Source organism: Zhihengliuella alba, assembly GCF_039538765.1.
GTDB lineage: Bacteria > Actinomycetota > Actinomycetes > Actinomycetales > Micrococcaceae > Zhihengliuella > Zhihengliuella alba.
Window position 1 is genome coordinate 116,146 of record NZ_BAABCJ010000002.1, and the last position, 22,715, is coordinate 138,860.

18 protein-coding genes are annotated in these 22,715 nt (G+C 70.4%); 3 read left to right on the forward strand and 15 right to left on the reverse strand.

Annotated features, from left to right (window positions below):
• Positions 1-30 precede the first annotated feature (30 nt).
• Positions 31-2,283 carry an acetyl/propionyl/methylcrotonyl-CoA carboxylase subunit alpha gene (locus ABD784_RS06320; RefSeq protein WP_344881648.1) on the reverse strand — a complete coding sequence of 751 codons (2,253 nt, stop codon included), beginning with the start codon at positions 2,281-2,283 and terminating at the stop codon, positions 31-33.
• An 8-nt stretch (positions 2,284-2,291) separates the two neighbouring features.
• Positions 2,292-3,899 carry a carboxyl transferase domain-containing protein gene (locus tag ABD784_RS06325; RefSeq protein WP_344881651.1) on the reverse strand — a complete coding sequence of 536 codons (1,608 nt, stop codon included), beginning with the start codon at positions 3,897-3,899 and terminating at the stop codon, positions 2,292-2,294.
• 194 nt (positions 3,900-4,093) lie between these two features.
• Between ABD784_RS06325 and ABD784_RS06330 the strand changes: the two genes are divergently transcribed.
• The 3 genes from ABD784_RS06330 (at position 4,094) to ABD784_RS06340 (ending at position 6,335) form a co-directional block, all read left to right on the forward strand.
• Positions 4,094-4,723 (forward strand): TetR/AcrR family transcriptional regulator, encoded by a 630-nt coding sequence (locus ABD784_RS06330; RefSeq protein WP_344881654.1) that lies wholly within the window; start codon positions 4,094-4,096, stop codon positions 4,721-4,723.
• Positions 4,724-4,786: 63 nt separating this feature from the next.
• Positions 4,787-5,251 carry a GNAT family N-acetyltransferase gene (locus ABD784_RS06335; RefSeq protein ID WP_344881657.1) on the forward strand — a complete coding sequence of 155 codons (465 nt, stop codon included), beginning with the start codon at positions 4,787-4,789 and terminating at the stop codon, positions 5,249-5,251.
• A 34-nt stretch (positions 5,252-5,285) separates the two neighbouring features.
• Positions 5,286-6,335 carry a LacI family DNA-binding transcriptional regulator gene (locus ABD784_RS06340; RefSeq protein ID WP_344881660.1) on the forward strand — a complete coding sequence of 350 codons (1,050 nt, stop codon included), beginning with the start codon at positions 5,286-5,288 and terminating at the stop codon, positions 6,333-6,335.
• 15 nt (positions 6,336-6,350) lie between these two features.
• Here ABD784_RS06340 and ABD784_RS06345 read toward each other — a convergent pair whose 3' ends face one another.
• From ABD784_RS06345 to ABD784_RS06405, 13 genes are all read right to left on the reverse strand, one after another.
• Positions 6,351-7,799: a glycoside hydrolase family 32 protein gene (locus ABD784_RS06345; RefSeq protein ID WP_344881663.1), complete on the reverse strand. Its 1,449-nt coding sequence runs from the start codon at positions 7,797-7,799 to the stop codon at positions 6,351-6,353.
• Positions 7,800-7,824: 25 nt separating this feature from the next.
• Positions 7,825-8,700, reverse strand: coding sequence for a carbohydrate ABC transporter permease (locus ABD784_RS06350; protein ID WP_344881666.1), 876 nt, complete (start codon positions 8,698-8,700; stop codon positions 7,825-7,827).
• 7 nt (positions 8,701-8,707) lie between these two features.
• A complete protein-coding gene (locus tag ABD784_RS06355; protein WP_344881669.1) occupies positions 8,708-9,667 on the reverse strand; it encodes a carbohydrate ABC transporter permease in 960 nt (319 codons plus the stop codon).
• Positions 9,664-11,088 (reverse strand): ABC transporter substrate-binding protein, encoded by a 1,425-nt coding sequence (locus tag ABD784_RS06360; protein ID WP_344881672.1) that lies wholly within the window; start codon positions 11,086-11,088, stop codon positions 9,664-9,666. Before ABD784_RS06360 ends, ABD784_RS06355 begins: the two co-directional genes overlap by 4 nt.
• 215 nt (positions 11,089-11,303) lie before the next feature.
• Positions 11,304-12,905 (reverse strand): ABC transporter ATP-binding protein, encoded by a 1,602-nt coding sequence (locus ABD784_RS06365; RefSeq protein ID WP_344883424.1) that lies wholly within the window; start codon positions 12,903-12,905, stop codon positions 11,304-11,306.
• Between the two features lie 65 nt (positions 12,906-12,970).
• Positions 12,971-13,984 carry an ABC transporter permease gene (locus tag ABD784_RS06370; protein WP_344881675.1) on the reverse strand — a complete coding sequence of 338 codons (1,014 nt, stop codon included), beginning with the start codon at positions 13,982-13,984 and terminating at the stop codon, positions 12,971-12,973.
• Positions 13,977-14,903 carry an ABC transporter permease gene (locus tag ABD784_RS06375; protein ID WP_344881678.1) on the reverse strand — a complete coding sequence of 309 codons (927 nt, stop codon included), beginning with the start codon at positions 14,901-14,903 and terminating at the stop codon, positions 13,977-13,979. The genes ABD784_RS06370 and ABD784_RS06375 overlap by 8 nt, the downstream gene beginning before the upstream one ends.
• Before the next feature lie 135 nt (positions 14,904-15,038).
• Entirely contained in the window at positions 15,039-16,664 is a 1,626-nt protein-coding gene (locus ABD784_RS06380; protein WP_344881681.1) for a peptide ABC transporter substrate-binding protein, read from the reverse strand.
• A gap of 175 nt (positions 16,665-16,839) precedes the next feature.
• The gene (locus ABD784_RS06385) at positions 16,840-18,195 is read right to left on the reverse strand and encodes a dihydrolipoamide acetyltransferase family protein (protein WP_344881684.1); all 1,356 of its coding nucleotides are present in this window, start codon (positions 18,193-18,195) and stop codon (positions 16,840-16,842) included.
• Positions 18,195-19,262, reverse strand: coding sequence for an alpha-ketoacid dehydrogenase subunit beta (locus ABD784_RS06390; protein ID WP_344881686.1), 1,068 nt, complete (start codon positions 19,260-19,262; stop codon positions 18,195-18,197). The genes ABD784_RS06385 and ABD784_RS06390 overlap by 1 nt, the downstream gene beginning before the upstream one ends.
• On the reverse strand, positions 19,259-20,422 hold the full coding sequence (gene pdhA, locus ABD784_RS06395) for a pyruvate dehydrogenase (acetyl-transferring) E1 component subunit alpha (RefSeq protein WP_344881689.1): 1,164 nt from the start codon (positions 20,420-20,422) through the stop codon (positions 19,259-19,261). Before pdhA ends, ABD784_RS06390 begins: the two co-directional genes overlap by 4 nt.
• Before the next feature lie 251 nt (positions 20,423-20,673).
• Entirely contained in the window at positions 20,674-22,275 is a 1,602-nt protein-coding gene (locus ABD784_RS06400) for a solute symporter family protein (protein WP_344883427.1), read from the reverse strand.
• 26 nt (positions 22,276-22,301) lie between these two features.
• Complete coding sequence (locus ABD784_RS06405) at positions 22,302-22,664, reverse strand: DUF485 domain-containing protein (RefSeq protein WP_344881692.1); 363 nt, start codon at positions 22,662-22,664, stop codon at positions 22,302-22,304.
• Between the last annotated feature and the right edge of the window lie 51 nt (positions 22,665-22,715).

Consider the following 22,715-nt stretch of genomic DNA (forward strand, 5'->3'; position numbering starts at 1 on the left):
TCGGTGATCGCTGGATTCGGCGATCGCTGGCTACGTGTGGTCTGGGTCGGCGTCCGGATGCACGACGGCGACGATCTGGTCTTTGCCGACCTGCTCGCCGAGGCCGACGTGCAGGGTGACGGTGCCGGAGATCCCCGCGAGCAGCGGGTGCTCCATCTTCATGGCCTCCACCGCGCCGAGGCGCGCCCCCGCCTCGACGTGCTCGCCGGACTCGACGTCCAGTGCGACGACGGCGCCCGGCATGGGCGCCGCCACGTTCGGGTCGCCGCCGGCCTCCTCGCGCTCGAGCACCGCCAGCTGGCGGTGGAGGACCTCGCGCCGGTCCAGCAGGCGGAGCCGGTTCGTGGCTCCGGCGCGGACGAGCCACATGCCCCCGGCGGGATCGCGGTAGACCCGGGCCCCGGAGGCGGGATCCGTCGCGGAGAAGTCGCCGAAGGAGTAGAGGACCCGGCCGCCCTGCTCGAGCTGGCCGGGCGTCCCGTCGGAACCGTCCGCCCGGGAATCGTCCGCGTCGGACGTGGCCCGCCCGGGGCCCACCTCGACGGTCTCGCCGTCGACGTCGAGCCAGTACGTCGGGGCCACCGGGTCACCGAGGCGCCAGCCGTCCAGCAGCTGCCAGGGCCCCTGGCCGGTCCGCGCGATGGGGCTACCGGGCGAACCCCCCGGCAGCCCTTCCCCGGGAACCGGCTGGAATTCGAGCTCCCAGGCCTGCTGGCCGCGCACGGCGAAGACCAGGTCGTCCTTGGTCGGCGGTTCCGGCACGAACCGCCCGCCCTGCTCCTCGGTCCAGCGACCGATCAGGTTCGTGTCCAGGCGGCCGGCCACGACCTCGGGGTGCGCGAGCAGGGCCCGCAGGAAGGCGACGTTGGTCCGCACGCCGACGATAGTGGTCTCCGCGAGCGCCTGCTGCAGTCGTTCCAGCGCTTCGGCCCGGGAGGTCCCGCGTGCGATGACCTTGGCGGCCATGGGGTCGAAGTCGGAGCCGATCGTCCCGGAGCCCTCCAGGGCGGAGTCCACGCGCACGCCGTCGCCGGCCGGCAGCTCCACGTGGAAGGCCTCGCCGCTGGAGGGGAGGAACCCCTCGGCCGGGTCCTCCGCGTAGACGCGCGCCTCGATCGCGTGGCCGCGGAGCACGACGTCGTCCTGGGCGAAGGCGAGGGCCTCGCCCGCCGCGATCCGCACCTGCCACTCGACCAGGTCGATCGGATCCTCCTCGTCTCCCGCGGCGCCGCCGGCACGCGCTGGGCCGCCGGCACCCTCTGCACCGCCGGCACCCTCTGCGCCGCCGGCACTCCCTGCGCCGCGGGCTCCGGCGATCCGGACCACCTCCTCGGTGACCGGGTGCTCGACCTGCAGGCGCGTGTTCATCTCCATGAAGAAGAACTCGTCGGGGGCGTCGTCGGAGACGAGGAACTCGACCGTGCCCGCTCCGACGTAGCCGACCGACTCGGCGGCCCGGACGGCCGCGGCGCCCAGTTCGGCCCGGAGGCGCTCGCCGTCGGCCCCGAGGCCGGCCAGCAGGGGCGCGGGGGCCTCCTCGACGACCTTCTGGTGCCGGCGCTGCAGCGAGCACTCGCGTTCGCCGAGGTGCACGGTGCGGCCGTGGCCGTCGGCGAGGACCTGGACCTCGATGTGGCGGGGCCGGGTGACGAGCCGCTCGAGCAGCAGCGTGTCGTCGCCGAACGCGCCCGCGGCGGTGCGCCGGGCCGACGCCAGCGCCGCCGGCAGCTCGTCGGCGGTCTGGACTGCGAACATGCCCTTGCCGCCGCCGCCGGCGGACGGCTTGATGAGCAGCGGGAAGCCGACCCGGTCCGCCGCCTCGATCAGGGCCGCGTCGTCGAGGCCGGGATCGCTCACGCCGGGGACCACCGGCACGCCGTAGCCGGCGACGTGGTTCTTGGACCGGATCTTGTCCCCCATCAGGTTGATCGCGGAGCTGGGCGGGCCGATGAACGCGATGCCCGCCTCCTCCAGGGCGCGGGCGAACTCGACGTTCTCGGAGAGGAACCCGTAGCCCGGGTGGACGGCCTCGGCCCCCGTCTCCCGGCAGGCGCGCAGGATCTCGTCGATGTCCAGGTACGTGGTCGCCGCCGTCGCCCGCCCGTCCGCCCCGGGCAGCTCCACGGCGACGTCGGCGACCCGCACATGGAGGGCGTCCGCCTCCTGCGGGGCGTAGACCGCCGCGGCGCGCAGGCCCATCCGCTGGACGCTGCGGGCCACCCGCACGGCGATCTCGCCACGGTTGGCGATGAGGACGGTGGTGAACGGGAAGTCGTGAGTCATGGTGCCGCCTACATCCGGAAGAGGCCGAAGCCGGTATCGGGCAGTGGAGTGCGCGAGCAGACGTCGAGGGCGAGGCCCACGACCCGCCGGGTGTCGGCGGGGTCGATCACGCCGTCGTCCCACAGCCGCGCCGTGGAGTAGTAGGGGTTGCCCTGGGACTCGAACTGATCGCGGATGGGGCGCTTGAAGTCCTCCTCCGCCTCCGCGTCCCAGGTCTCGCCGCGGGACTCGATGCCGTCCCGTTTGACCGTGGCCAGCACATTGGCGGCCTGGTTCCCGCCCATCACGGAAATCCGGGCGCCCGGCCACATCCAGAGGAACCGGGGCGAGTACGCGCGGCCGCACATGGAGTAGTTGCCCGCGCCGAAGGAGCCGCCGATCACCACGGTCAGCTTGGGCACGCGCGTGGTGGCGACGGCGGTGACCATCTTGGCGCCGTGCTTGGCGATCCCGGCGGCCTCGTAGTCGCGGCCGACCATGAAGCCGGAGATGTTCTGCAGGAACAGGAGTGGGATCCCGCGCTGGTCGCACAGCTCGATGAAGTGGGCGCCCTTCTGCGCGGACTCGGCGAAGAGGATCCCGTTGTTCGCGACGATCCCCACGGGGTGGCCGTGGACGTGGGCGAAGCCGGTGACCAGCGTGGTCCCGTAGCCGGCCTTGAACTCGTGGAACTCGCTGGCGTCGACGATCCGGGCGATCACCTCGCGCACGTCGTACTGGGCGTTCACGTCCACCGGCACCACGCCGTAGAGCTCCTCCGCCGGGGCGGACGGGTCAGCCCCGGCCCGGACCGGCCAGGCGGGCTCGGCGGGGGCCGGGAGCGTCTCGACGATGTCGCGGACGATCTGAAGCGCGTGCGCGTCGTTCTCCGCCAGGTGGTCGGCGACGCCGGAGGTCCCGGCGTGCAGCGCGCCTCCGCCGAGCTCCTCGGCCGTGACGACCTCGCCGGTGGCCGCCTTCACCAGCGGCGGGCCGCCGAGGAAGATGGTCCCCTGGTTCCGGACGATCACGGTCTCGTCGCTCATCGCGGGCACATACGCCCCACCGGCCGTGCAGGAGCCCATGACGGAGGCGATCTGCGGGATCTTCGCCGCGGACATGCGGGCCTGGTTGTAGAAGATCCGGCCGAAGTGCTCGCGGTCGGGGAAGACCTCGTCCTGCTTGGGGAGGAACGCGCCCCCGGAGTCCACCAGGTAGATGCAGGGCAGGCGGTTCTCCAGTGCGATCTCCTGCGCCCGGAGGTGCTTCTTCACGGTCATCGGCAGATAGGTGCCGCCCTTCACCGTGGCGTCGTTGCAGACCACCATGACGTGGCGGCCGTGGACCAGGCCGATGCCGGCGATGACGCCGGCGGCCGGGACCTCGCCGTCGTACATCCCCTCCGCGGCCAGCGGCGCGACCTCGAGGAACGGCGAGCCCTCGTCCAGCAGCCGGTTGACGCGTTCGCGCGGGAGCAGCTTGCCGCGGTCCAGGTGGCGTCGCCGGGACGTCTCGGGGCCCCCGAGCGCTGCCCGCCGGAGCCTGGCGCGCAGATCGGCGACGAGCTCGCGCTGCGCGGAGGCGTTGGCCGCGTGGTCCGCGGAACCGGCGTCCGTCCGCGGGTGGAGTCTCTCCATCGGTTCCTCCGTCGCCCTTCCCTGGGTGTCTCGGTGCGTGGGTCTGTCAGGTGCCTCCGGCGGCCCACCGCTCGAGCGTGGGACGCCCGGACGTGATCCGCGTCGTGTTAAGGGTCACTAACTCCCGACTTCAGGTTAGTGTTGATTAACCGGGGTGTCTACAGGGCGATGCCCCTCGAACGGGGAGGACCGCGATGAGCGAGGACCTGACGGCGGAGGCCGGTTCCGGCGGCATCGGCCCCTCCTCGGCACGCGAGACGGCCCGGGACGAGCGGCGCCAGGAGTACCTCGACGCCGCAGCCCGACTGTTCGCCGAGCGCGGCTACCGCGGCGTGTCCATCGAGGACCTCGGGGCGGCGTGCGGCGTCAGCGGCCCGGCGGTCTACCGGTACTTCCGCGGCAAGCAGGCGGTCCTCGCGGCGCTGCTGATCGGGGTCAGCGAGTCCCTCCTGGAGGGCTCGCGCGCCGTGGTCGAGGACGCCGACGGGCCGGAGACGGCCCTCCAGCGACTGATCGAGTTCCAGGCCGACTTCTCGCTCGACCACCGCGACGTGATCCGGGTCCAGGACCGCGATCTGGCGAGCCTGGAGGACGGGGACTCCCAGCTCGTGCGCCGCCTGCAGCGGGAGTACGTGGCGCTGTGGGCCGAGCAGCTCCAGCGACTGCATCCCGAGGAGGACGCGGCCGCGGCGCGGCAGCGCGCGCAGGCCGCGTTCGGGCTCCTGAACTCGACCCCGCACTCGGGCGGGCGCGGCCACGCCCCCGGGCAGAGGTCACGTCTGGTCGCGATGGCCTGGGCCGCAGTCTCCGCACGGGTACCCTAGGACTTTGAGGCCGTGGGCCTTTCGCCCGAGCAACGACGTCGTACGCAGGAAAGAGGAACCCCCGTGAATCTACGCCCCGTGGAGCCAGCCGACCTCGACTGGTTTTTCGAGCACCAGCAGGATCCGGAGGCGAACATCATGGCGGGCTTCACCGCCAAGAACCCCTCCGACCGCGGCGTGTTCAACCACCACTGGGAGTCGATCCTGAACGACCCGGAGGTCACCGTTCGCACGATCGAGCACGACGGCAAGGTCGTCGGCTCCGTGATCGCCTACCCGAACGACGGCTACCCGGAGATCAGCTTCTGGACGGACAAGGCGTACTGGGGGCGCGGCGTCACCACGTCCGCGGTCGACGCGTTCCTGCAGGAGTTCACGCAGCGCCCGGTCCGCGCCCGTGTGGTGACCGACAACATCGGCTCCCAGAAGGTCCTCGAGCGGCGCGGCTTCACGGTCGTCGGCGAGGCCGAGGGCTTCGCCAACGCGCGCGCGGCCGTCGTCAAGGAATACATCATGGAGCTCTCCTAGAGCCTGAGCCGAGCGGACCCGAGCGGAGGCAGTCATGGCCCAGCACCGGCCGACGGCCCAGGACGTAGCGAAGCTCGCCGGCGCGTCCCGCAGCGCCGTCTCCATGGTGATGAACGGGACGGCCGATGGGAACGTCGCCCCGGAGACCCAGGAGCGGATCCGGCTCGCCGCCGCCGAACTGGACTACACCCCGCATCCGATCGCGGCCGGGCTGCGCCGGCAGCGCAGCGAGATGATCGGACTCGTCACGGACGAGGCCGCCTCGAGCCCGTTCGCCGGGCGGATGCTCTCCGGGGCGTCCCAGGCGGCGTCCGAGCGCGGCTACCTCACGGTGATCGCCGACGCCGGCGGCCCCGGGGAGGACACCTCCCACTACATCGAGGAGCTGCGCCGCCGCCGGGTGGACGGGTTGATCCTGGCGACGACGTCGCTGCGCACCCTCCGCGCCCCCGACGGACTGCGCCTGATCCCGTCCGTCTTGGCCAACTGCCACGACGAGCCGCTGAGCCTCGACTCGATCATGCCGGACGAGCGCCGCGGCGGACGGGAGGCCACCGAGCACTTGATCTCGCTGGGCCACCGCCGCATCACCTGGATCGGCGGCGGCGAGGACGTCGACGCGCGGCCGCTGCGCATCCGGGGCTTCCAGGAGGCGCTCGCCGCCGCCGGGCTGCCGCCGGGCGACGTCGTCGCCGCGGGATGGGACATCAACGACGGCTTCACGGCGGCCCTACCGCTCTTCTCCGCGGCTCGGGAGCACCGGCCGGACGCGGTCTTCTGCGCCAATGACCGGGTAGCGGCCGGCGCGCTGCTCGCCGCCCGCACCGCCGGGCTCTCCGTCCCGGGCGACGTCTCGATCATGGGCTACGACGACCAGCGCCATCTGGCCGATGCGACCGTTCCCGGGCTGACCACCATGGCGCTGCCGCACGAGGAGATCGGCCGGGTCGCGGCCGACCGCGTGGTGGATCGCATCGAGGGCGGCGGCCCGAGCGTTCCCGCCGGCACGGCCCCGCAGGAGGTCCTCCTCCAGTGCCGGCTCGTGGTCCGCGGCACCACCGGCCCGCGACGCCCCGCCGCCTGACCCGGGCAGGCGGCGCTATTCCGGCGCCCCGGGTCCGGGGCGATGCACGACGTCCATGGGCTCGAGGGCCCAGCCCGCGGCGCGCACACCGTCGGGCAGACGCACCGCCAGCCGCTCCCCCGGCTCCGGGTAGAAGCGCTGCGTGTGCGAGGGGCCGCCGGATCGGAAGACCTCGACGATCGACCGGTCCGCATAGAGTCGCAGTCCCCCGCCGACGGGGATCCGGAGCACGCTGCGGCCGCCGTCGGAGCCCTCTGCCCCGGCGGAACCGGAGCACTCGCCGGCCTCCAGGAGGAGTTCGACGTCGGCGCTCGCGACGCCGTCGGGACCGGCCTCGTCGGGGCCGGCCTCGGCGGGCTCGACGACGATCTCGACCGGGTCCGGCAGGCCGTTTGCGGTCCCGGCCTCGAGATCCACGGCCTCGCCGCGCAGGCCCTCGAGCTCGGCGGCGGGCCGCGCGACCAGCGCATCGCCGACGAGACCGAGCTCGCGGGGCAGCGTCAGCAGGCCCGCCCAGCCGTCGGCGTCGGCGAACTCCTCGGCACGTCCCTCCCAGGACCACCCCCAGGCCAGCGTCCGGTCGTTCTCGGCGAGCACCTGCGGTGCATAGAAGTCCGGGCCGGTGTCCGCGCGGCCGCCGGTGCGGACGGCGAAGCGCAGCGACTCCGGCGCCTGGCCGGCGATCAGGTCCCCGGCCAGATAGGCCACGGAGTTCAGCTGGTGCGCGCCGTCCACCCAGCGCCAGAGCGAGAGGAGCAGGACCCACTCGTCGCCGGAGCGGAACAGCTGCGGGCACTCCCAGATGTCGGCCTCGGCCACGTCGGCTGCGGTCGCATCGCTCGAGTCGAGCAGCCGCCCGAGGTACTTCCAGTGGGCGAGGTCGGTCGCGTCGTAGAGGAGCACGGCCGGCTCGCCGCCGGGGCTGCCGGCACCCTGGAGGCCGTAGCGACGTCCTCCCCGGCTGAAGAGGAACGGGTCCCGGACATCGGTGAACCGCTCCCCCTCCGGCATCCGGGCGGCCGGCTCGGCCTCCTTCGCCCAGTCATCGAGCGCGATGTCGGCGCTGCGGGCGAGGAGGACCGTCGAGGGCCCTCCGCCCTCGCGGATGCCGGTGTAGACGAGGGTGGGCACGCCGGCGTCCACCGTCCCGATGCCGGACCAGCAGCCGAAGGCGTCGTCTCCCGCGGGAGTCGGCGCGATGGCGACGGGGTGCTCGCGCCAGGACAGCAGGTCCGGGGAGCTCAGGTGGGCCCAGGCGATGCTGCTGTGCCGCGCCGAGTCGGGGTTGTACTGGCAGAACACGTGGTAGCGGCCGTCGTGGTGGAGGATCCCGTTGGGGTCGTTGAGCCAGCCGGCCAGGGGTCTCGGATGGATGGCCGGCCGCTGCGCGGACGGCTCCGACCGGGGCATGCCGCCGGTGGTGGTCGTGGAGGTCGAGTCGGGGCTGTCGGACTGGACAGTCACGGGGGTCCTTTCGATGAGGTGGGGGCTACTTGCCGATGCCGGCGGTGAGTCCGGCGCGCAGGCTGCGCTGCCCGAAGAAGAAGACGATCAGGGCGGGGATCATCGAGAGGATGACGCCCGCGAGGACCACGGAGATGCTGCCGGTGCCCATGTTGCCCTGCAGGGACACCAGCCCCAGCGGGAGCGTGAAGTTCCCCTCGGAGATGGTGAGGATGAGCGGACGGAAGAACTCGTTCCAGTGGTAGTTGAACGCGAGGATTCCGACGATCGCCATGCCCGGCGTCGCGAGCGGCAGGTAGATGGAGCGGAAGATCCGCCACTGGCTGGCGCCGTCGATCTCGGCCGCCTCGGCCAGCTCCAGCGGGATCCCCATGAAGTACTGCCGCATGAGGAAGGTGCCGAAGGCCGTCGGGACCGCGGGGATGATCAGGGCCAGGAGCGTGTCCGCCAGGTCCATACCGCGGATGATCATGAAGACCGGGACGATCGTGACCTGCACGGGGATCATCATGGTGGCCAGGACGATCCCAAAGAGCGCCGTGCGGCCCTTGAACTTGATCCGGGCGAACGCGTAGCCGGCCATGGCGGCCGTGATCATCTGGCCCGCCGCGATCAGGCCGGTGGTCAGTGCGGAGTTCACGACCAGGCGGATCATGTCGATCTGCTCGAACACCCCGGCGTAGGAGGTGAAGTCCGGATCCCAGGGCAGGAACCGGGGCGGGAGGGAGAAGGATTCCGACGGCGGCCGCAGCGACGTGGACAGCGTCCACATGACCGGGCCGAGGGTCAGGACGGCGGCCACCAGCAGGACGGCCAGTCGCCCCAGGAGCGCCCAGTTCGTTCCGGGCCGCTTGCGCGCGGGCTTGGTCGCGGCGGGTGTTTCCAGGGTGTGTGTAGTCATCTCAGTCTCACTGGTAGAAAACGAATCGGCGGCTGAGCCGGAACTGCACGTAGGTGACCGCCATGATGAGGATCATCAGCAGCAGGCCGATCGCCGAGGCGCGGCCGAACTCGAGCTGCTGGAAGCCGGATTCGAAGATGACCATGACGGCCGTCCGGGTCGAGTCGCCGGGTCCGCCCCGGGTCAGCACGTACGGCTGGTCGAAGACCTGGAGCGCACTGATCACGGCCATGACGGAGGCGACCAGCGTGGTCGGGCTGAGCAGCGGCATAGTGACGTTGAAGAACTTCTTGATGCCCGAGGCGCCGTCGATCTCGGCCGCCTCGTAGATCTCCTGCGGGATCGAGCCGAGACCACCGACGAAGAGCAGGAAGGAGAAGCCGAAGTTCTGCCACACGTACACGACGATGACGACGGCGGCGGCGCCCGTCGGCGTCGTCAGCCACGGGACGGGGGCGATCCCGATCAGCCCGAGCAGCCAGTTGACGGCGCCGAACTGCTCGTTGAACAGGTAGCCCATGAAGATGGAGACCGACGCGGCCGAGAGGATCAGCGGGAAGAAGAACGTCGAGCGGAAGAAGACCCGCAGCCAGTTCGGCAGGCGCTCGGCGACCATGGCAGCCAGGACCAGGGCGATGCCCAGCTGCAGGGTGACCGCGATGATCACGAAGACGATGGTGTTCAGGAAGCTCACGCGCACCGTGGGGTTGGTGACGACGGACACGAAGTTCTCGAGACCCACGAACTCGGGCGCGGAGATGATGTCCCAGCGGAAGAACGCCAGGACCACGGAGCCGATGATCGGGACCACCGTGAAGACGCCCATGCCGATCACGATCGGCGCCAGGAGGACCCAGGCGAAGAGCTGCTTGCGCAGCGGACCGTTCGAGTCCTTCCGTGGCAGCGCCGTGCGCTGGAGGCGGGCCGGGGCTCCCGCGCTGGCATCGGTGGTGGTCGCGTTGCTCATTGCTCGCTCCTGAGAACTCGTTCCAGATCGCTCTGGAGGTTGGCCAGGGTGGCGCGGGTCTGCCGTGAGGAGCCGCTGACGGCGTTGGGCACGTGCTTCATCAGGGCCGTCTCCACGGCCGCCTGGGCCGGCGGGGCGGGGATGGGACCCGAGGTCGGGAACTGGTCCAGCGTGTCGTAGAACACCTGCCAGTGCTTGGGTCCCGTCTCCGAGTAGAACGCCGCATTCACCATGGACCGGCGGGTCGGGGTGGTGTTGGGGGTCGGGAACGCCAGCTCCATCGACTCGCGCCGGCTGCAGAACTTGACCCACTCCCAGGCGGCGTCCTTGTTCCTGGCGGTGCTCATGATGGCGTAGCCGGCCGCACCGAACTGGTGCCGCTGGGTCCGGTTGCGTGGGAAGAACTGGACGTCGAACCCGTCCGCGGTCATCCCGGCCTCGTTCAGGCCCTGGACCCAGTACCCGCCGGCCGGCGCCGCGCCGATGCGTCCGGTCGCGAACAGGCCGACGAGCGACTCGCCGCCGCCGCCCTCGGGACGGACGCCCAGTCCCTCGCCGACGAGCTCGCGGAGGAAGTCGAAGGTCTCGAAGACCCGTTCGTCGGTGGCGTTGGCGCCGTCCCAGATGTAGCCGCCGCCGCGCGTCGCGCGGGCCGGGTCGCCCGGGTAGAAGCGGTCCCAGAACCAGTCGCCGCCGGAGGCCTTCTCCTCCGTGAGGAACGACGTGTCGTTCGTGTACAGCCAGGGGACCACGCCGCCGAACAGCCGGTTGGTCCAGTAGTAGGGCGTGAAGCCCGAGGGCTGCGCGCTCTTCATCTGCCGCATGACCGAGGCGAAGTCGTCGTGGGTCCAGTCCGCCGCGGGCAGGGAGAGTCCCGCCTCCTCGAGGGTGCCCATGTTCAGGTACATGTTCGCCGCGTTCCAGTCCAGCGGCAGCTGGTAGAGGCTGCCCTGGTACATGAACGCCTCGAGCAGGCTCGGGTGGACGTCGTCGAAGTAGTCCTGCAGCTCGGCGGCGTCGCGCTGGATGTAGTCGTCGAGCGGTTCGGCGAGCTTGTCGGCGAACAGCTGGGCGCCCTCGGTCGCCACGTAGACGACGTCGGGCGGGTCGCCTGCGGCGACCATGGTCAGGATCTTCGCGAAGAAGTCCTTCCAGTCGGTGCCCTGGACGGGCTGGATCCGGACCTCGATGCCCGGGTGCTCGGCGCGGAACGCGTCGACCAGGGCCTGCCGGGCCTCGGCGTCGGCGCGCGTGCCGAGGATCGCGATGGTCATGGCGTCGCCCCCGCGGCCCGGGATGTCGGCGGCGGTCAGCCGCGGCCAGGAGCCGACGGCGAGCGCGCCGAGGCCGAGCCCGCCCAGCGCGAGGGCCCCGCGCCGGGTGATCGTGCTGGCGGTGGGACCGCCGATGTCTGGTTTCATGATGCCTTTCCTAACACGTGTCAGGTTCGGCGACAAAGGTAACCTCGGGCGCTGGCGAGTGTCAAGGATCACAGGTCAGACCGGGGCTGCTCCGAGCGCTCCGCGAGCTCTCGTTGCCGGCTGGAGACGACAGGAGCGGCCACCGTCGCCCCCTCGAGGGGAGGACGGTGGCCGCTCCGTGGAGGGCCCGCGGCGGACGGGCCGGCCGGATGGCGCTAGACGAGCAGCTGGCCGCCGGGGATCGAGTCCAGGAGGTTCGCCGTGTACTCCGACTCCGGGGCGGCGAAGATCCGGTCGGTGGTGCCCGACTCGATCAGCTGGCCGTTCTGCATGACGACGACGTTGTCCGCGATCTGGCGGACCACCGCGAGGTCATGCGTGATGAACAGGTACGTCAGGCCCAGCTGCTCCTGGAGCTCGTTGAGCAGGTTCAGCACCTGTGCCTGCACCAGCACGTCGAGCGCGGAGACCGCCTCGTCGCAGATGATGACCTCCGGTTCCAGCGCGAGCGCCCGGGCGATCGCGATGCGCTGCCGCTGCCCACCGGAGAGCTCGTTCGGGAACCGGTGCATGGTCGAGGCCGGCATGGAGACGTGCTCCAGCAGTTCCTTGACTTTCGCCTGACGCGACTTGGCGTCGCCGATCCCGTGGACCTTCAGCGGCTGCTCGATGGTGCGGAAGATGCTGTACATCGGGTCCAGGGAGCCGTAGGGATCCTGGAAGATCGGCTGGACCCGCCGGCGGAACCGGAACAGCTCCTTCTCGCTGAGCCGCCCCATGTCCTCGCCGTCGAAGCGGATCGTGCCGCTCGTCGGCTCGAGCAGGTTCAGCACCATCTTGGCCACCGTCGACTTGCCCGAGCCGGACTCGCCGACGATCGCCGTCGTCGTGCCGCGTTTGACCGCGAAGGAGAGGTCGTCCACCGCCGTGAACTCGACCCTCTTGAGACCCTTGTCCCGGATCTTGAACACCTTCGTGAGGTGCTCGACCTCGATCACGTTGTCTTTCTCCGCCACGGCCTCCGCAGTCTCCGCCGCCGCCAGCCGACGGGAGGACAGCGACGGCGCCGAGGCGATGAGCCGTTGCGTGTAGGGGTGCTGCGGGTTGCGCAGCAGCTCCAGCGCGGGACCCGATTCGACGACCTGGCCCTTGTACATCACCACGACCTTCTCGGCGCGCTCGGCGGCGAGTCCGAGGTCGTGCGTGATGAAGAGGACCGCGGTGCCCAGCTCGGTGGTCATCCCGTCGAGGTGGTCCAGGATCTGGCGCTGGACCGTGACGTCCAGCGCGGATGTCGGCTCGTCGGCGATGAGCAGGCGAGGCCGGCAGGCCAGTCCGATCGAGATCAGCGCGCGTTGGCGCATGCCGCCGGAGAACTCGTGCGGGTACTGCTTGGCGCGCCGCTCGGCGTCGGGCAGCCCCGCCTCGGTGAGGACCTGGGCGACCTTCCGGTCGATGTCCTTGCCTCCGAGCCCGTTGGCCCGCAGTGTCTCCTTGACCTGGAACCCGATCTTCCAGACCGGGTTCAGATTGGACATCGGGTCCTGGGGGACCATGCCGATCTGGTCGCCGCGGACGGCCTGGTACTCCTTCTCGGTGGCCTTGGCCAGGTCCTTGCCGTCGAACAGGATCTGCCCGGACGTGACCTTGCCGTTCTTGGCCAGCAGACCCATGGCGGCCAACGCCATGGTGGACTTGCCGGAGCCGGACTCGCCGACGATGGCCACGGTCTCGCCCGGCATCACGGTGAGGTTCGCGCCGCGGACGGCCTTGATCGGGCCGTTGGAGCCCTGGAACGTGATCTCCACGTCCCGCATGTCCAGCAGGGGCCGCTCCGCGGCGTCGGGAGTGGCCGGTGCGGTGTTGGTGAGTGTCTCCACGGTTACGCCTTCCGGGACTTGGGGTCCAGCGCATCACGCAGGGCGTCGCCGAGCATGATGAAGCTGAGCACCGTGATGGACAGGGCCAGCGCGGGCCAGAACAGGATGTGCGGGTCGTTGCGCACCGAGATCTGGGCCGAGGAGATGTCGTTGCCCCAGCTCACGACCGAGGCCGGCAGACCGATGCCCAGGAAGGACAGCGTCGCCTCGGCCACGATGTACGTGCCGAGCGAGATGGACGCGACGACGATGACCGGGGCCAGCGAGTTCGGCAGCACGTGGCGGACCAGCGCACCGAACTTCGACAGTCCCAGCGACCGCGCCGCCGTGACGTAGTCCGCGTTGCGGGCCTCGATGACAGCGCCGCGGGTGATGCGCGCGACCTGCGGCCAGCCGAAGATCACCAGCGTCATGACGACCGTCCAGACGCTGCGGCTCTCGCGGAACGCGGGCAGCTGCATGATGACGATCGCACCCAGGATGAGGGGCAGCGCGAAGAAGATGTCGCCGAGTCGGGCGAGCACCGCGTCGAGCCAGCCGCCGTAGTAGCCGGCCAGGGCGCCGGCGACGCCGCCGATCAGGACGACCCCGATGGTGGTGAAGAGACCGACGACGACGGACGACTGCGCCCCGTAGATGACGCGCGCGAAGATGTCGCAGCCCTGGTAGGTGAAGCCGAGGGGATGGCCCGGCTGCGGTCCCATGCGCGCGAACTCGAGCGGGCACGAACGGGGGTCCACACTGGTGAACCACTGCGGGAACGCGGCCACGAGGATCACGAGCAGGATCAGGGCGGCGGAGACGATGAAGAGCGGCTGTCGGCGCAGGTTCCGCCACGATTCCGCCCAGAAGCCGAGCGGCTCCGCGTCCTCGCGGATGGAGTCCACCGCCTGCAGCGGCGTCTCCTCCAGCGGGGCCACGAAGTGCTCGATGTGACGCTTGGAGGTCTTTCCGGTGCGCGCGGTCGACCGGGTCTTGGACGCCCCGGGCACGGGGGTGTGCTGGATATCAGGCATATCGGATCCTCGGGTCGAGCAATGCGTAGAGCAGGTCCACGAGCAGGTTGGCCAGGACGAAGACGAGCACCAGGACGCTCACGACGGCGACTACGGTGGGCGTCTCGCCCTTGAGGATGGCGTCGAAGAGGAGGCTGCCGACGCCGGGGATGTTGAAGACGCCCTCGGTGACGATCGCGCCGCCCATGAGCATGCCGAGGTCGGCGCCGAGGAACGTCACGACCGGGATGAGCGAGTTGCGCAGGATGTGGACGCCCACGACGCGGGAGCGGCTGAGCCCCTTGGCCGTAGCGGTGCGGACGAAGTCCGCATTCATGTTCTCGGCGACCGAGGTGCGGGTCAGGCGCAGCACGTAGGCGAACGAGACCAGTCCGAGGACGATTCCCGGCATGACCAGGTCGCTCCACGGTGCGCCGGAGCCTACGGTGGGCCGCGCCCAGCCGAGTTCGACTCCGAAGACGTACTGGAAGATGAAGCCCAGGACGAAGGTCGGGACGGCGATGACGACCAGCGACAGCACGAGGACGCTGGAGTCGAAGAAGCGACCGCGGCGCAGGCCGGCGATGAGCCCGAAGAGCACGCCGAAGACGGTCTCGAAGGCCAGGGCCAGGACGGCGAGGCGAGCCGTGACCGGGAAGGCGCGCGCCAGCTCGTCGGCAACCGGCTGACCCGAGAAGGAGACCCCCAGGTCGAGGGTCAGGAGGTTCTTGAGGTAGAGGCCGTACTGGATCCAGAACGGCTGGTCGAGGTTGTACTGGGCGCGGAGCGCGGCCTCGACGTTCGGGGACATGGGCTTGCCGCCCGAGAGTGCGGCGATCGGATCGCCCGGAGTCGCGAAGACCAGGAAGTACACCAGCAGCGTCGCCCCGAAGAAGACGGGAAGCATCTGCAGGAGTCTCCTGAGCATGTACATCAGCATATGAGTGGAGTCCTTTGTGAGGCGGGGTCACCCGGTGTGCCGGGCGACCCACTCAACGCGGGGCGAGGGCAGCGAGGTGGTTCCCTCGCTGCCCTCGCCTGCTGCGGGAGCCCTGTGGCCTCCCGCAGCCGTTGGTTACTTGCCGGTGATCTGGTGGTAGAGCGGCTTGCCGTCCCAGCCGAGGACGACGTTGTCGACGTTCTCGCTCCAGGCCGCCTGGGCCGCCTGGTACCAGAGCGGGACGACCGGGAGGTCCTGGAACAGGATCTCCTGCGCCTCGTTGAAGATCTTGGCACCCTCCTCGACGCTGCCGGCCTCGAGGCCCTCCTGCAGCTTGGCGTCGAACTCCGGGTTGGAGTAGCGGCCGTCGTTCGAGGACGCACCGGTGGCGTACAGCGGGCCGAGGAAGTTGTACAGCGACGGGTAGTCGCCCTTCCATCCCGCGCGGGAGATGCCCTCGAGGGCATCCTGGCCGACCTTGTCGCGCATCTCCTTGAACGTCGTGACTGCGTCCAGTTCAGCCTCGATGCCGAGGTTGCCGCTGAGCTGGTTCACGATGGCGGTGATGTACTCCTTGTTGCCGGCACCGTCGATGTTCGAGGTGTACTTCAGCACCTTGCCCTCGGGCCACGGGGAGATCTCGTTGGCCTGCTCCCACAGCTTCTTGGCTTCCTCCGGGTTGTACTCGAGAACCTCGGAGCCGGGGATCTCCGCGTTGTATCCCTCGATGACGGGCGCAGTGAACTCCGTCGCCACCTCCTTGGTGCCGAAGAAGATCTGGTCGATGATCTGCTGGCGGTCGATCGCCATGGAGATGGCCTTGCGGCGCAGCTGGCCGGCCTCGCCCTGGAACTCCTCCAGGTAGGACGGGATCACCATGGTCGCGTTGCCGGCGTAGGCGCGGCTGGTGTTGCGCTCCGGGAAATCGTCCTGGTAGTTCTGCAGCGCGTTCGGCGGCATCTCGCCGAGGACGTCCAGATTGCCCGACTGCAGGTCGGCGTAGGCGGACTCGAAGCTGTCGTAGATCTTGAACGTGATGCCGCCATTGGCCGGCTCGCGCGGTCCCTCGTAGTCCTCGTTGGGGACCAGCTCGATCTGCACGTTGTGCTGCCAGCCGTTCTCGGCCAGCGTGTACGGACCGTTGGTCACGGGGGCCTCGCCGAAGGCCTGCATGTCCTCGAAGGCGACGGTCGGCAGAGGCATGTAGGCGGAGTAGCCCAGACGCATCGGGAAGTCCGACTCCGGACCCTGCAGCTCCACGGTGAACGTGTGGTCGTCGACGACGGTCAGACCGGAGAGGGTGTCGGCGCCGTTGGCGTCCGACTCCTCGTAGCCCTTGATCGTCTCGAAGAAGTACTGGCTCTTCTGGGCGTTGTCCGAGTCGGCGCCGTAGTTCCAGGCGTCCACGAACGACTGCGCCGTCACCTCTTCACCGTTGCTGAAGGTGGTGCCCGGCTTGATCTTGACCGTCCAGGTGATGTTGTCCTCGGACACCACCGACTCGGCCAGCTCCGGCTGGAGGCTGCCGTCCTCGGCGTACGAGTACAGACCCGTGTAGAGCAGGTCGACGACGCGGCCGCCGCCGATCTCGTTGGTGTTGGTCGGGATCAGGCCGTTCTGGGGCTCGATGTTGTGGGCGGTGACGACGTAGTCGCCGTCCGCCGCCGCAGCCGTGTCACTGTCGCCGCCGCCGCAGGCCGTCAGGCCCATGGCGAGGGCAGCCGTCACGGCCACGCCTTGAAGCAAGCGCTTCATACGCATACGAAAAATCTCCTTGTTGTGGATGAGGCTGCAGCCCGCCGGTGAGCGAGGTCATGCCGCCTTGAGTCCGACCTCACGGTCGCGCCTCAGGGAGCCTACCGCCTCGGCGCATAGCACGAGCGCCAGATCGGGGGCATAGGAAGATAATTTATGAACTTGAAACAAATGATGCAAATCACACGAGGGTGATGAGCATCCCGGGGTCAGTCATGATCGAGCCCACATCCGCCAGGAATCGCGAGGCCTGCGAGCCGTCCGCCAGGCGGTGATCGAAGCTCAGGCTCAGCGTCGCGACGTGGCGCAGCTCGATCCCGCCACGGTGCTCCCAGGGCTGGCGCCGCACCTGTCCGATGGCCAGGATGCCGGCCTCGGGCGGATTGATGATCGGCGTTCCCGCGTCGATGCCGAAGACGCCGATGTTGGTGATGGAGAACGTCCCCCCGCTCAGGTCCGACGGCGTTGCCCTCCCCTCGCGTGCGGCTCCCGTGAGGCGCCCCAGCTCGGCGGCGAGCCCATGCAGGTCCAGCGCCTCGGCGTGCTTGACGTTCGGTACCACGAGCCCCCGCTCGGTCGCCGCGGCGAACCCGAGGTTGACGTGGGAGTAGCGGACGATCTCCCCCGCGTCGGCGTCCCAGCGCGAGTTCAGCTCCGGCGAGCGCCGCAGGGCGAGGCAGACGGCCTTGGCCACCAGGGTGAAGGGCGTCAGTTTCACGTCCGCGAAGTCCTTGCGCGCCCGGAGCCGCTCGAGCAGCTCGACGCTCTCGGTGACGTCCAGCGTCAGGAACTCCGTGGCGTGGGGCGCGGTGAAGGCGCTGCGCACCATCGCGTCGGCCATGAGTCGCTGCACACCGCTGACGCGGATGCGCTCCTCCCCCTCCGCCGCGGGCCCGGCCGGCGCAGTGTCCGGCCGGGCCGGGGCGGTCGGCCCGTCACCGGTGCGGTCGGGGGAATCGTCGGCGGCACTCTCGACGTCGTGCCGCGTGATGAGGCCCTGCGGGCCCGTCCCGGCCAGCGACTCGAGGTCGATGCCCAGGTCGCGGGCCAGCTTGCGCACGGGCGGGGTGGACCGCGGCCGCTCCTTGACCGCCACGGGGGACGATGACGCCGCGTCGCCGGCGTCGACCGCGCCGGCGCCTGCCACCGAGGCCCTGCGCCGGCGGGCCGGACGGCCGCTCTCCACGGTGGCGCCGTAGCCCACCAGATTCGGCTCGCGCTTCGGCGCCGCCGGAGTTTCCTCGGCCCCGGGGCCGGCGCCCTCCGCCCCGGCGTCGGGCGCGTCCGGCGACGCCGCGTCACCGGTCTCGAAGGCGATCACGGGCTTGCCCACCTCCACCACGGTGCCCGGCGCGGCGTAGATCTGTTTCACGACGCCGTCGTACGGGGAGGGCAGCTCGACGACGGCCTTGGCGGTCTCGACGTCGGCGATGACCTGGTTGAGCCGGACGCGATCGCCCTCGGCGACCTTCCAGGCGACGATCTCGGACTCGGTCAGTCCCTCGCCGAGGTCCGGGAGGTTGAAGATCCTGAGCATCAGGCGCCGCCTTCCACGAGTCCGGTGAGTGAGTTCGGCCGGTCCATGGCCCGGTCCACGCCGTCGAGTATCCGGTCGAGATCCGGCAGGTGGTGGTGCTCCAGCTTGGACGGCGGATACGGGATGTCGAGCCCGGTCACCCGGACCGGCGCGTGCTCCAAGTAGTAGAAGCACCGCTCGGCGATGCTGGCGGCGATCTCCGCGCCGAGCCCGGCGAACTGGCCGGCCTCGTGCGTGATGACCACCCGTCCGGTCTTGCGGACGGACGCCTCGACGGGGGCGAAATCGATGGGCGAGAGCGAGCGGAGGTCCACGACCTCGACCGAGACGTCCTCGTCCGCGGCCGCCCGGGCGGCGTCGAGCGCGGTCTTCACGAGCGGCCCGTAGGCGATGAGCGTGACATCCGAGCCCTCGGCGGCCACCCGGGCCGTGCCGAGCGGCACCGCGGACAGGTCGGCGTCGAGGTCCACCTCCGCCTTCTCGTGATAGCGGCGCTTGGGCTCGAAGTAGACCACCGGGTCGTCGCTCGCGATCGCCTGACGGATCATCGTGAAGGCGTCCTGCGGGTTGGACGGGGAGACCACGCGCAGGCCCGCCGTGTGGGCGAAATACGCCTCGGGCGACTCCGAGTGGTGCTCGGGCGAGCCGATGCCGCCGCCGAACGGGATGCGGATCGTGATCGGCATCTTCAGCCGCCCGCGCGTCCGGTAGCGGAGCTTGGCGACCTGGCTGACGATCTGGTCGAAGGCCGGGTAGACGAAGCCGTCGAACTGGATCTCGATGACCGGACGGAAGCCCCGGTACGCCAGGCCCACGGCGGTGCCGACGATGCCGGACTCGGCCAGGGGCGAGTCCAGGACCCGCTCGGGTCCGAACTCCGCCTGGAGCCCGTCGGTGATGCGGAAGACGCCGCCGAGCCGGCCGACGTCCTCGCCCATGACGAGGACCTTCGGGTCGTCCGCGAGGGCTCGCCGGAGACCGGCATTGATGGCCTTGCCGAAAGTCAGCGTCCGGGTGCCGAGCGCTTCCTCGCGCTGGGCCGTGCCCGTCTCGGCTCCGGTGCTCATCGGTCCCCCTCCCCTGCGTCGGGCCCGTCCCCGGACCCGTCCCCGGGCCCGTCCCCGGCCTCGCCCAGCGAGGCGAGGTAGCGCCGGTAGTGCTCCTCCTGCCGGGCGAGCCACGTGTGCTCCTCGGCGTAGACCTCTCCGAAGACCTGGTCCACGCCGGGGTCCGTCTTCTCGATGAGGCCGCGGCGCAGCGCCTGCGCGACGTCGTCGGCGCGGTGCTCGGCCGCCTCGCGGAAGCCGTCGACCGCCATGCCCCGGGTGGCGAGGTACCGCTCGACGCGGACGAGCGGGTCCTTCGCCGCCCAGGCCTCCAGTTCGTCGGGGTCCCGGTAGCGGGTGGGGTCGTCGGCCGTCGTGTGCGGGCCCATCCGGTAGGTGACCGCCTCGATGAAGGTGGGGCCCCCGCCGGCGCGTGCCCGCTCGAGGGCGATCCGGGTGGCCGCCAGCGACGCGAGGACGTCGTTGCCGTCGATGCGCAGGGCCGGGATGCCGAAGCCGGAGGCCCGTTGGGCGATCGGCACGCGGGTCTGGAGGTCCACGGGCTCGGAGATCGCCCAGTGGTTGTTCTGGCAGAAGAAGACTGCAGGGGCCCGGTAGCTGGCGGCGAACGCCAGGGCCTCGTTCACGTCTCCCTGCGTGACGGCCCCGTCGCCGAAGTAGGCGACCGAGGCCTGGTCGCCGCCGTCGAGCTTCACGCCCATGGCGTAGCCGACGGCGTGGAGGGTCTGGGCTCCGATGATGATCTGCGGGGTGGCCATGTTGATGGCGAAGGGGTCCCAGCCGCTGGAGGCGTTGCCGCGCCAGACGGTCAGGAGGTCGTCCAGATCGGCTCCCCGGCAGTAGGCGACGCCGTTCTCCCGGTAGGAGGAGAACACGAAGTCGTCGGGGCGGAGGGCCCGGGCCGATCCGATCTGGGCCGCCTCCTGTCCCAGGAGCGGCGGCCAGAGGGCCAGCTCGCCCTGGCGCTGGAGGGCCGTGGCCTCGGCGTCGATGCGCCGGGCGACCACCATGTCGGTGTAGAGCTCGGCGAGGGCGTCGTCGTTGACGTCCGTGAGCACGGCGTCGAAGTCGGGGTGGTGGTGGCGAGTGCCGTCCGGGGCCACCAGTTGGATGGGGTCTGCGGCCTCCGTGGCCGCGACCGATAGCACGTCTCGGGACATGATGTCTCCCTCTTCTCACTGTCCGTCTCGCGCTCCGGCTTGTGGCCGGTCGACGTGAACGGACGATGCGATGGTCACCGCATCTACCTGTGACGATACTCACAGTGCGAGCGAGGGGCAACGCGAGGGTAGCCGGCCGTCGGGAGGACGGCTCCCGGAGGCATCGGAGCGCGGACGACGACGCCGCAGGGGCCCCGCGCGGCACTGCCGCCCGGGACCCCTGCCGGTCCGTCCCCGCCTGGTGGCGGCGCCTAGTGGCTGGTCGCCTTCTCGGCGCCGACCCCGGTGAGCGAGCGGACCTCCATCTCCGCCTGGACCCTGGTGTCCTCGCGCCCCTTGTCCAGCACCGTCCCGAGCCAGCCGAGGAGGAAGGCCAGCGGGATGGAGACGAGACCCGGGTTGGAGAGCGGGAACCAGGCGAAGTCCGCGGTCGGGATCATCGACGTCTCGGAGCCGGACATCACCGGGGAGAACACGATGAGCAGCATCGCCGCGCCGAGGCCGCCGTACATGGACCAGACCGCCCCCTGGGTGGTGAATCGCTTCCAGAAGAGCGAGTAGAGGATGGTCGGCAGGTTGGCCGAGGCCGCCACGGCGAACGCCAGCGCCACCAGGAAGGCGACGTTCTGGCCCTGGGCGCCGATGCCGCCGAGGATCGCCAGGACCCCGATGACCACCACGGTCCGGCGGGCCACCTTGACCTCCATCTCCGGCGTGGTCTTCCCCTTGGCGATCACGTTGGCGTAGATGTCGTGGGAGAAGGAGGCCGCCGCGGTGATGGTCAGGCCGGCGACCACCGCGAGGATGGTCGCGAAGGCCACCGCGGAGATCACGCCGAGCAGCAGGGAGCCGCCCAGCTCGAACGCCAGCAGCGGTGCCGCGGAGTTGACCCCGCCGGGGGCGCTCGCGATCCGCTCCGGGCCGATCAGGGCGCCGGCGCCGTAGCCCAGGACCAGGGTGAAGAGGTAGAACGCGCCGATCAGCCAGATCGCCCAGACCACCGAGCGGCGGGCCTCCTTGGCGGTCGGGACCGTGTAGAAGCGCATCAGCACGTGCGGGAGTCCGGCGGTGCCGAGGACGAGCGCGAGTGCCAGCGAGATGAAGTCCAGCTTGCTGGTCTCGGACACGCCGTACTTCATGCCGGGGTTCAGGAGGGCCTCGTTGCCGCCTGCGGTGGCCACGGCGTCGCCCATCAGCTCGGAGAGGTTGAAGCCGTAGAGGGCGAGGACCCAGATGGTCATGATGAACGCGCCGGCGATGAGCAGGCAGGCCTTGATGATCTGGACCCAGGTGGTGCCCTTCATGCCGCCGACCAGCACGTAGAGGATCATCAGGGCGCCGACGACGACGATGACCAGCGACTGGCCCATCTTGTCGCTGATGCCGAGCAGCAGGGACACGAGCGCGCCCGCGCCGGCCATCTGGGCCAGCAGGTAGAAGAGGCAGACGGCCAGCGTGGTGATGGCCGCGGCGATGCGGACCGGGCGCTGCCGGAGGCGGAAGGAGAGCACGTCGGCCATCGTGAACTTGCCCGTGTTGCGCAGCAGCTCGGCGACGAGGAGCAGGGCCACGAGCCAGGCCACGAGGAAGCCGATCGAGTACAGGAAACCGTCGTAGCCGTTCACGGCGATGGCGCCGACGATCCCGAGGAACGATGCGGCCGAGAGGTAGTCGCCGGCGATGGCCGTGCCGTTCTGGCCCCCGGTGAAGGAGCGTCCGCCCGCGTAGTAGTCGGCGGCGGTCTTGTTGTTCTTGCTGGCGCGGAGCACGACGACGAGCGTCACGGCGACGAAGAGCCCGAAGATCAGGATGTTGACCCACGGGTTGCCGACCGTGGTGGTCTCCGCGGCCACGGCCAGCGGCTGGGTTGCGAGCGGGTTCACTGGGCTGCTCCTCGGATCTCTGCTTCGAGCTCGTCACGGATGGCCTCGGCCTGCGGGTCCAGCTTCTTGTTGGCGAAGGACACGTAGGCGGCGGTGATGACGAAGGTGGACACGAACTGCAGCAGCCCCATGAGGATGCCGACGTTGATGTTCCCGGCGATCTTGATCGACATGAACTCCGGGGCGTACGCCGCCAGCAGCACGTACAGGAAGTACCAGACGATGAAGAAGACGGCCATCGGGAAGACGAAGCTGCGGTGCGTGCGGCGGAGCTTGCCGAAGCGCTCCGTGCCCTGGATGTCGCGGAAGTCGACGTCGGCGGCGCCGACGTCCTCTCCCGCTGCGGGTTGGTGGCCCATGGGTTCCTCCTGGATGTTGTCCTTCAGCCGCGCGGTGGTGCGATGTCGCCC

Bases quoted from the DNA above. Each gene is read 5' to 3' on its own strand.
- ABD784_RS06320 (WP_344881648.1), bottom strand. From the start codon at position 2,283: ATGACTCACGACTTCCCGTTCACCACCGTCCTCATCGCCAACCGTGGC.
- ABD784_RS06325 (WP_344881651.1), bottom strand. From the start codon at position 3,899: ATGGAGAGACTCCACCCGCGGACGGACGCCGGTTCCGCGGACCACGCG.
- ABD784_RS06330 (WP_344881654.1), top strand. From the start codon at position 4,094: ATGAGCGAGGACCTGACGGCGGAGGCCGGTTCCGGCGGCATCGGCCCC.
- ABD784_RS06340 (WP_344881660.1), top strand. From the start codon at position 5,286: ATGGCCCAGCACCGGCCGACGGCCCAGGACGTAGCGAAGCTCGCCGGC.
- ABD784_RS06350 (WP_344881666.1), bottom strand. From the start codon at position 8,700: ATGACTACACACACCCTGGAAACACCCGCCGCGACCAAGCCCGCGCGC.
- ABD784_RS06355 (WP_344881669.1), bottom strand. From the start codon at position 9,667: ATGAGCAACGCGACCACCACCGATGCCAGCGCGGGAGCCCCGGCCCGC.
- ABD784_RS06360 (WP_344881672.1), bottom strand. From the start codon at position 11,088: ATGAAACCAGACATCGGCGGTCCCACCGCCAGCACGATCACCCGGCGC.
- ABD784_RS06365 (WP_344883424.1), bottom strand. From the start codon at position 12,905: ATGCGGGACGTGGAGATCACGTTCCAGGGCTCCAACGGCCCGATCAAG.
- ABD784_RS06370 (WP_344881675.1), bottom strand. From the start codon at position 13,984: ATGCCTGATATCCAGCACACCCCCGTGCCCGGGGCGTCCAAGACCCGG.
- ABD784_RS06375 (WP_344881678.1), bottom strand. From the start codon at position 14,903: ATGCTGATGTACATGCTCAGGAGACTCCTGCAGATGCTTCCCGTCTTC.
- ABD784_RS06380 (WP_344881681.1), bottom strand. From the start codon at position 16,664: ATGCGTATGAAGCGCTTGCTTCAAGGCGTGGCCGTGACGGCTGCCCTC.
- ABD784_RS06385 (WP_344881684.1), bottom strand. From the start codon at position 18,195: ATGCTCAGGATCTTCAACCTCCCGGACCTCGGCGAGGGACTGACCGAG.
- ABD784_RS06390 (WP_344881686.1), bottom strand. From the start codon at position 19,262: ATGAGCACCGGAGCCGAGACGGGCACGGCCCAGCGCGAGGAAGCGCTC.
- pdhA (WP_344881689.1), bottom strand. From the start codon at position 20,422: ATGTCCCGAGACGTGCTATCGGTCGCGGCCACGGAGGCCGCAGACCCC.
- ABD784_RS06405 (WP_344881692.1), bottom strand. From the start codon at position 22,664: ATGGGCCACCAACCCGCAGCGGGAGAGGACGTCGGCGCCGCCGACGTC.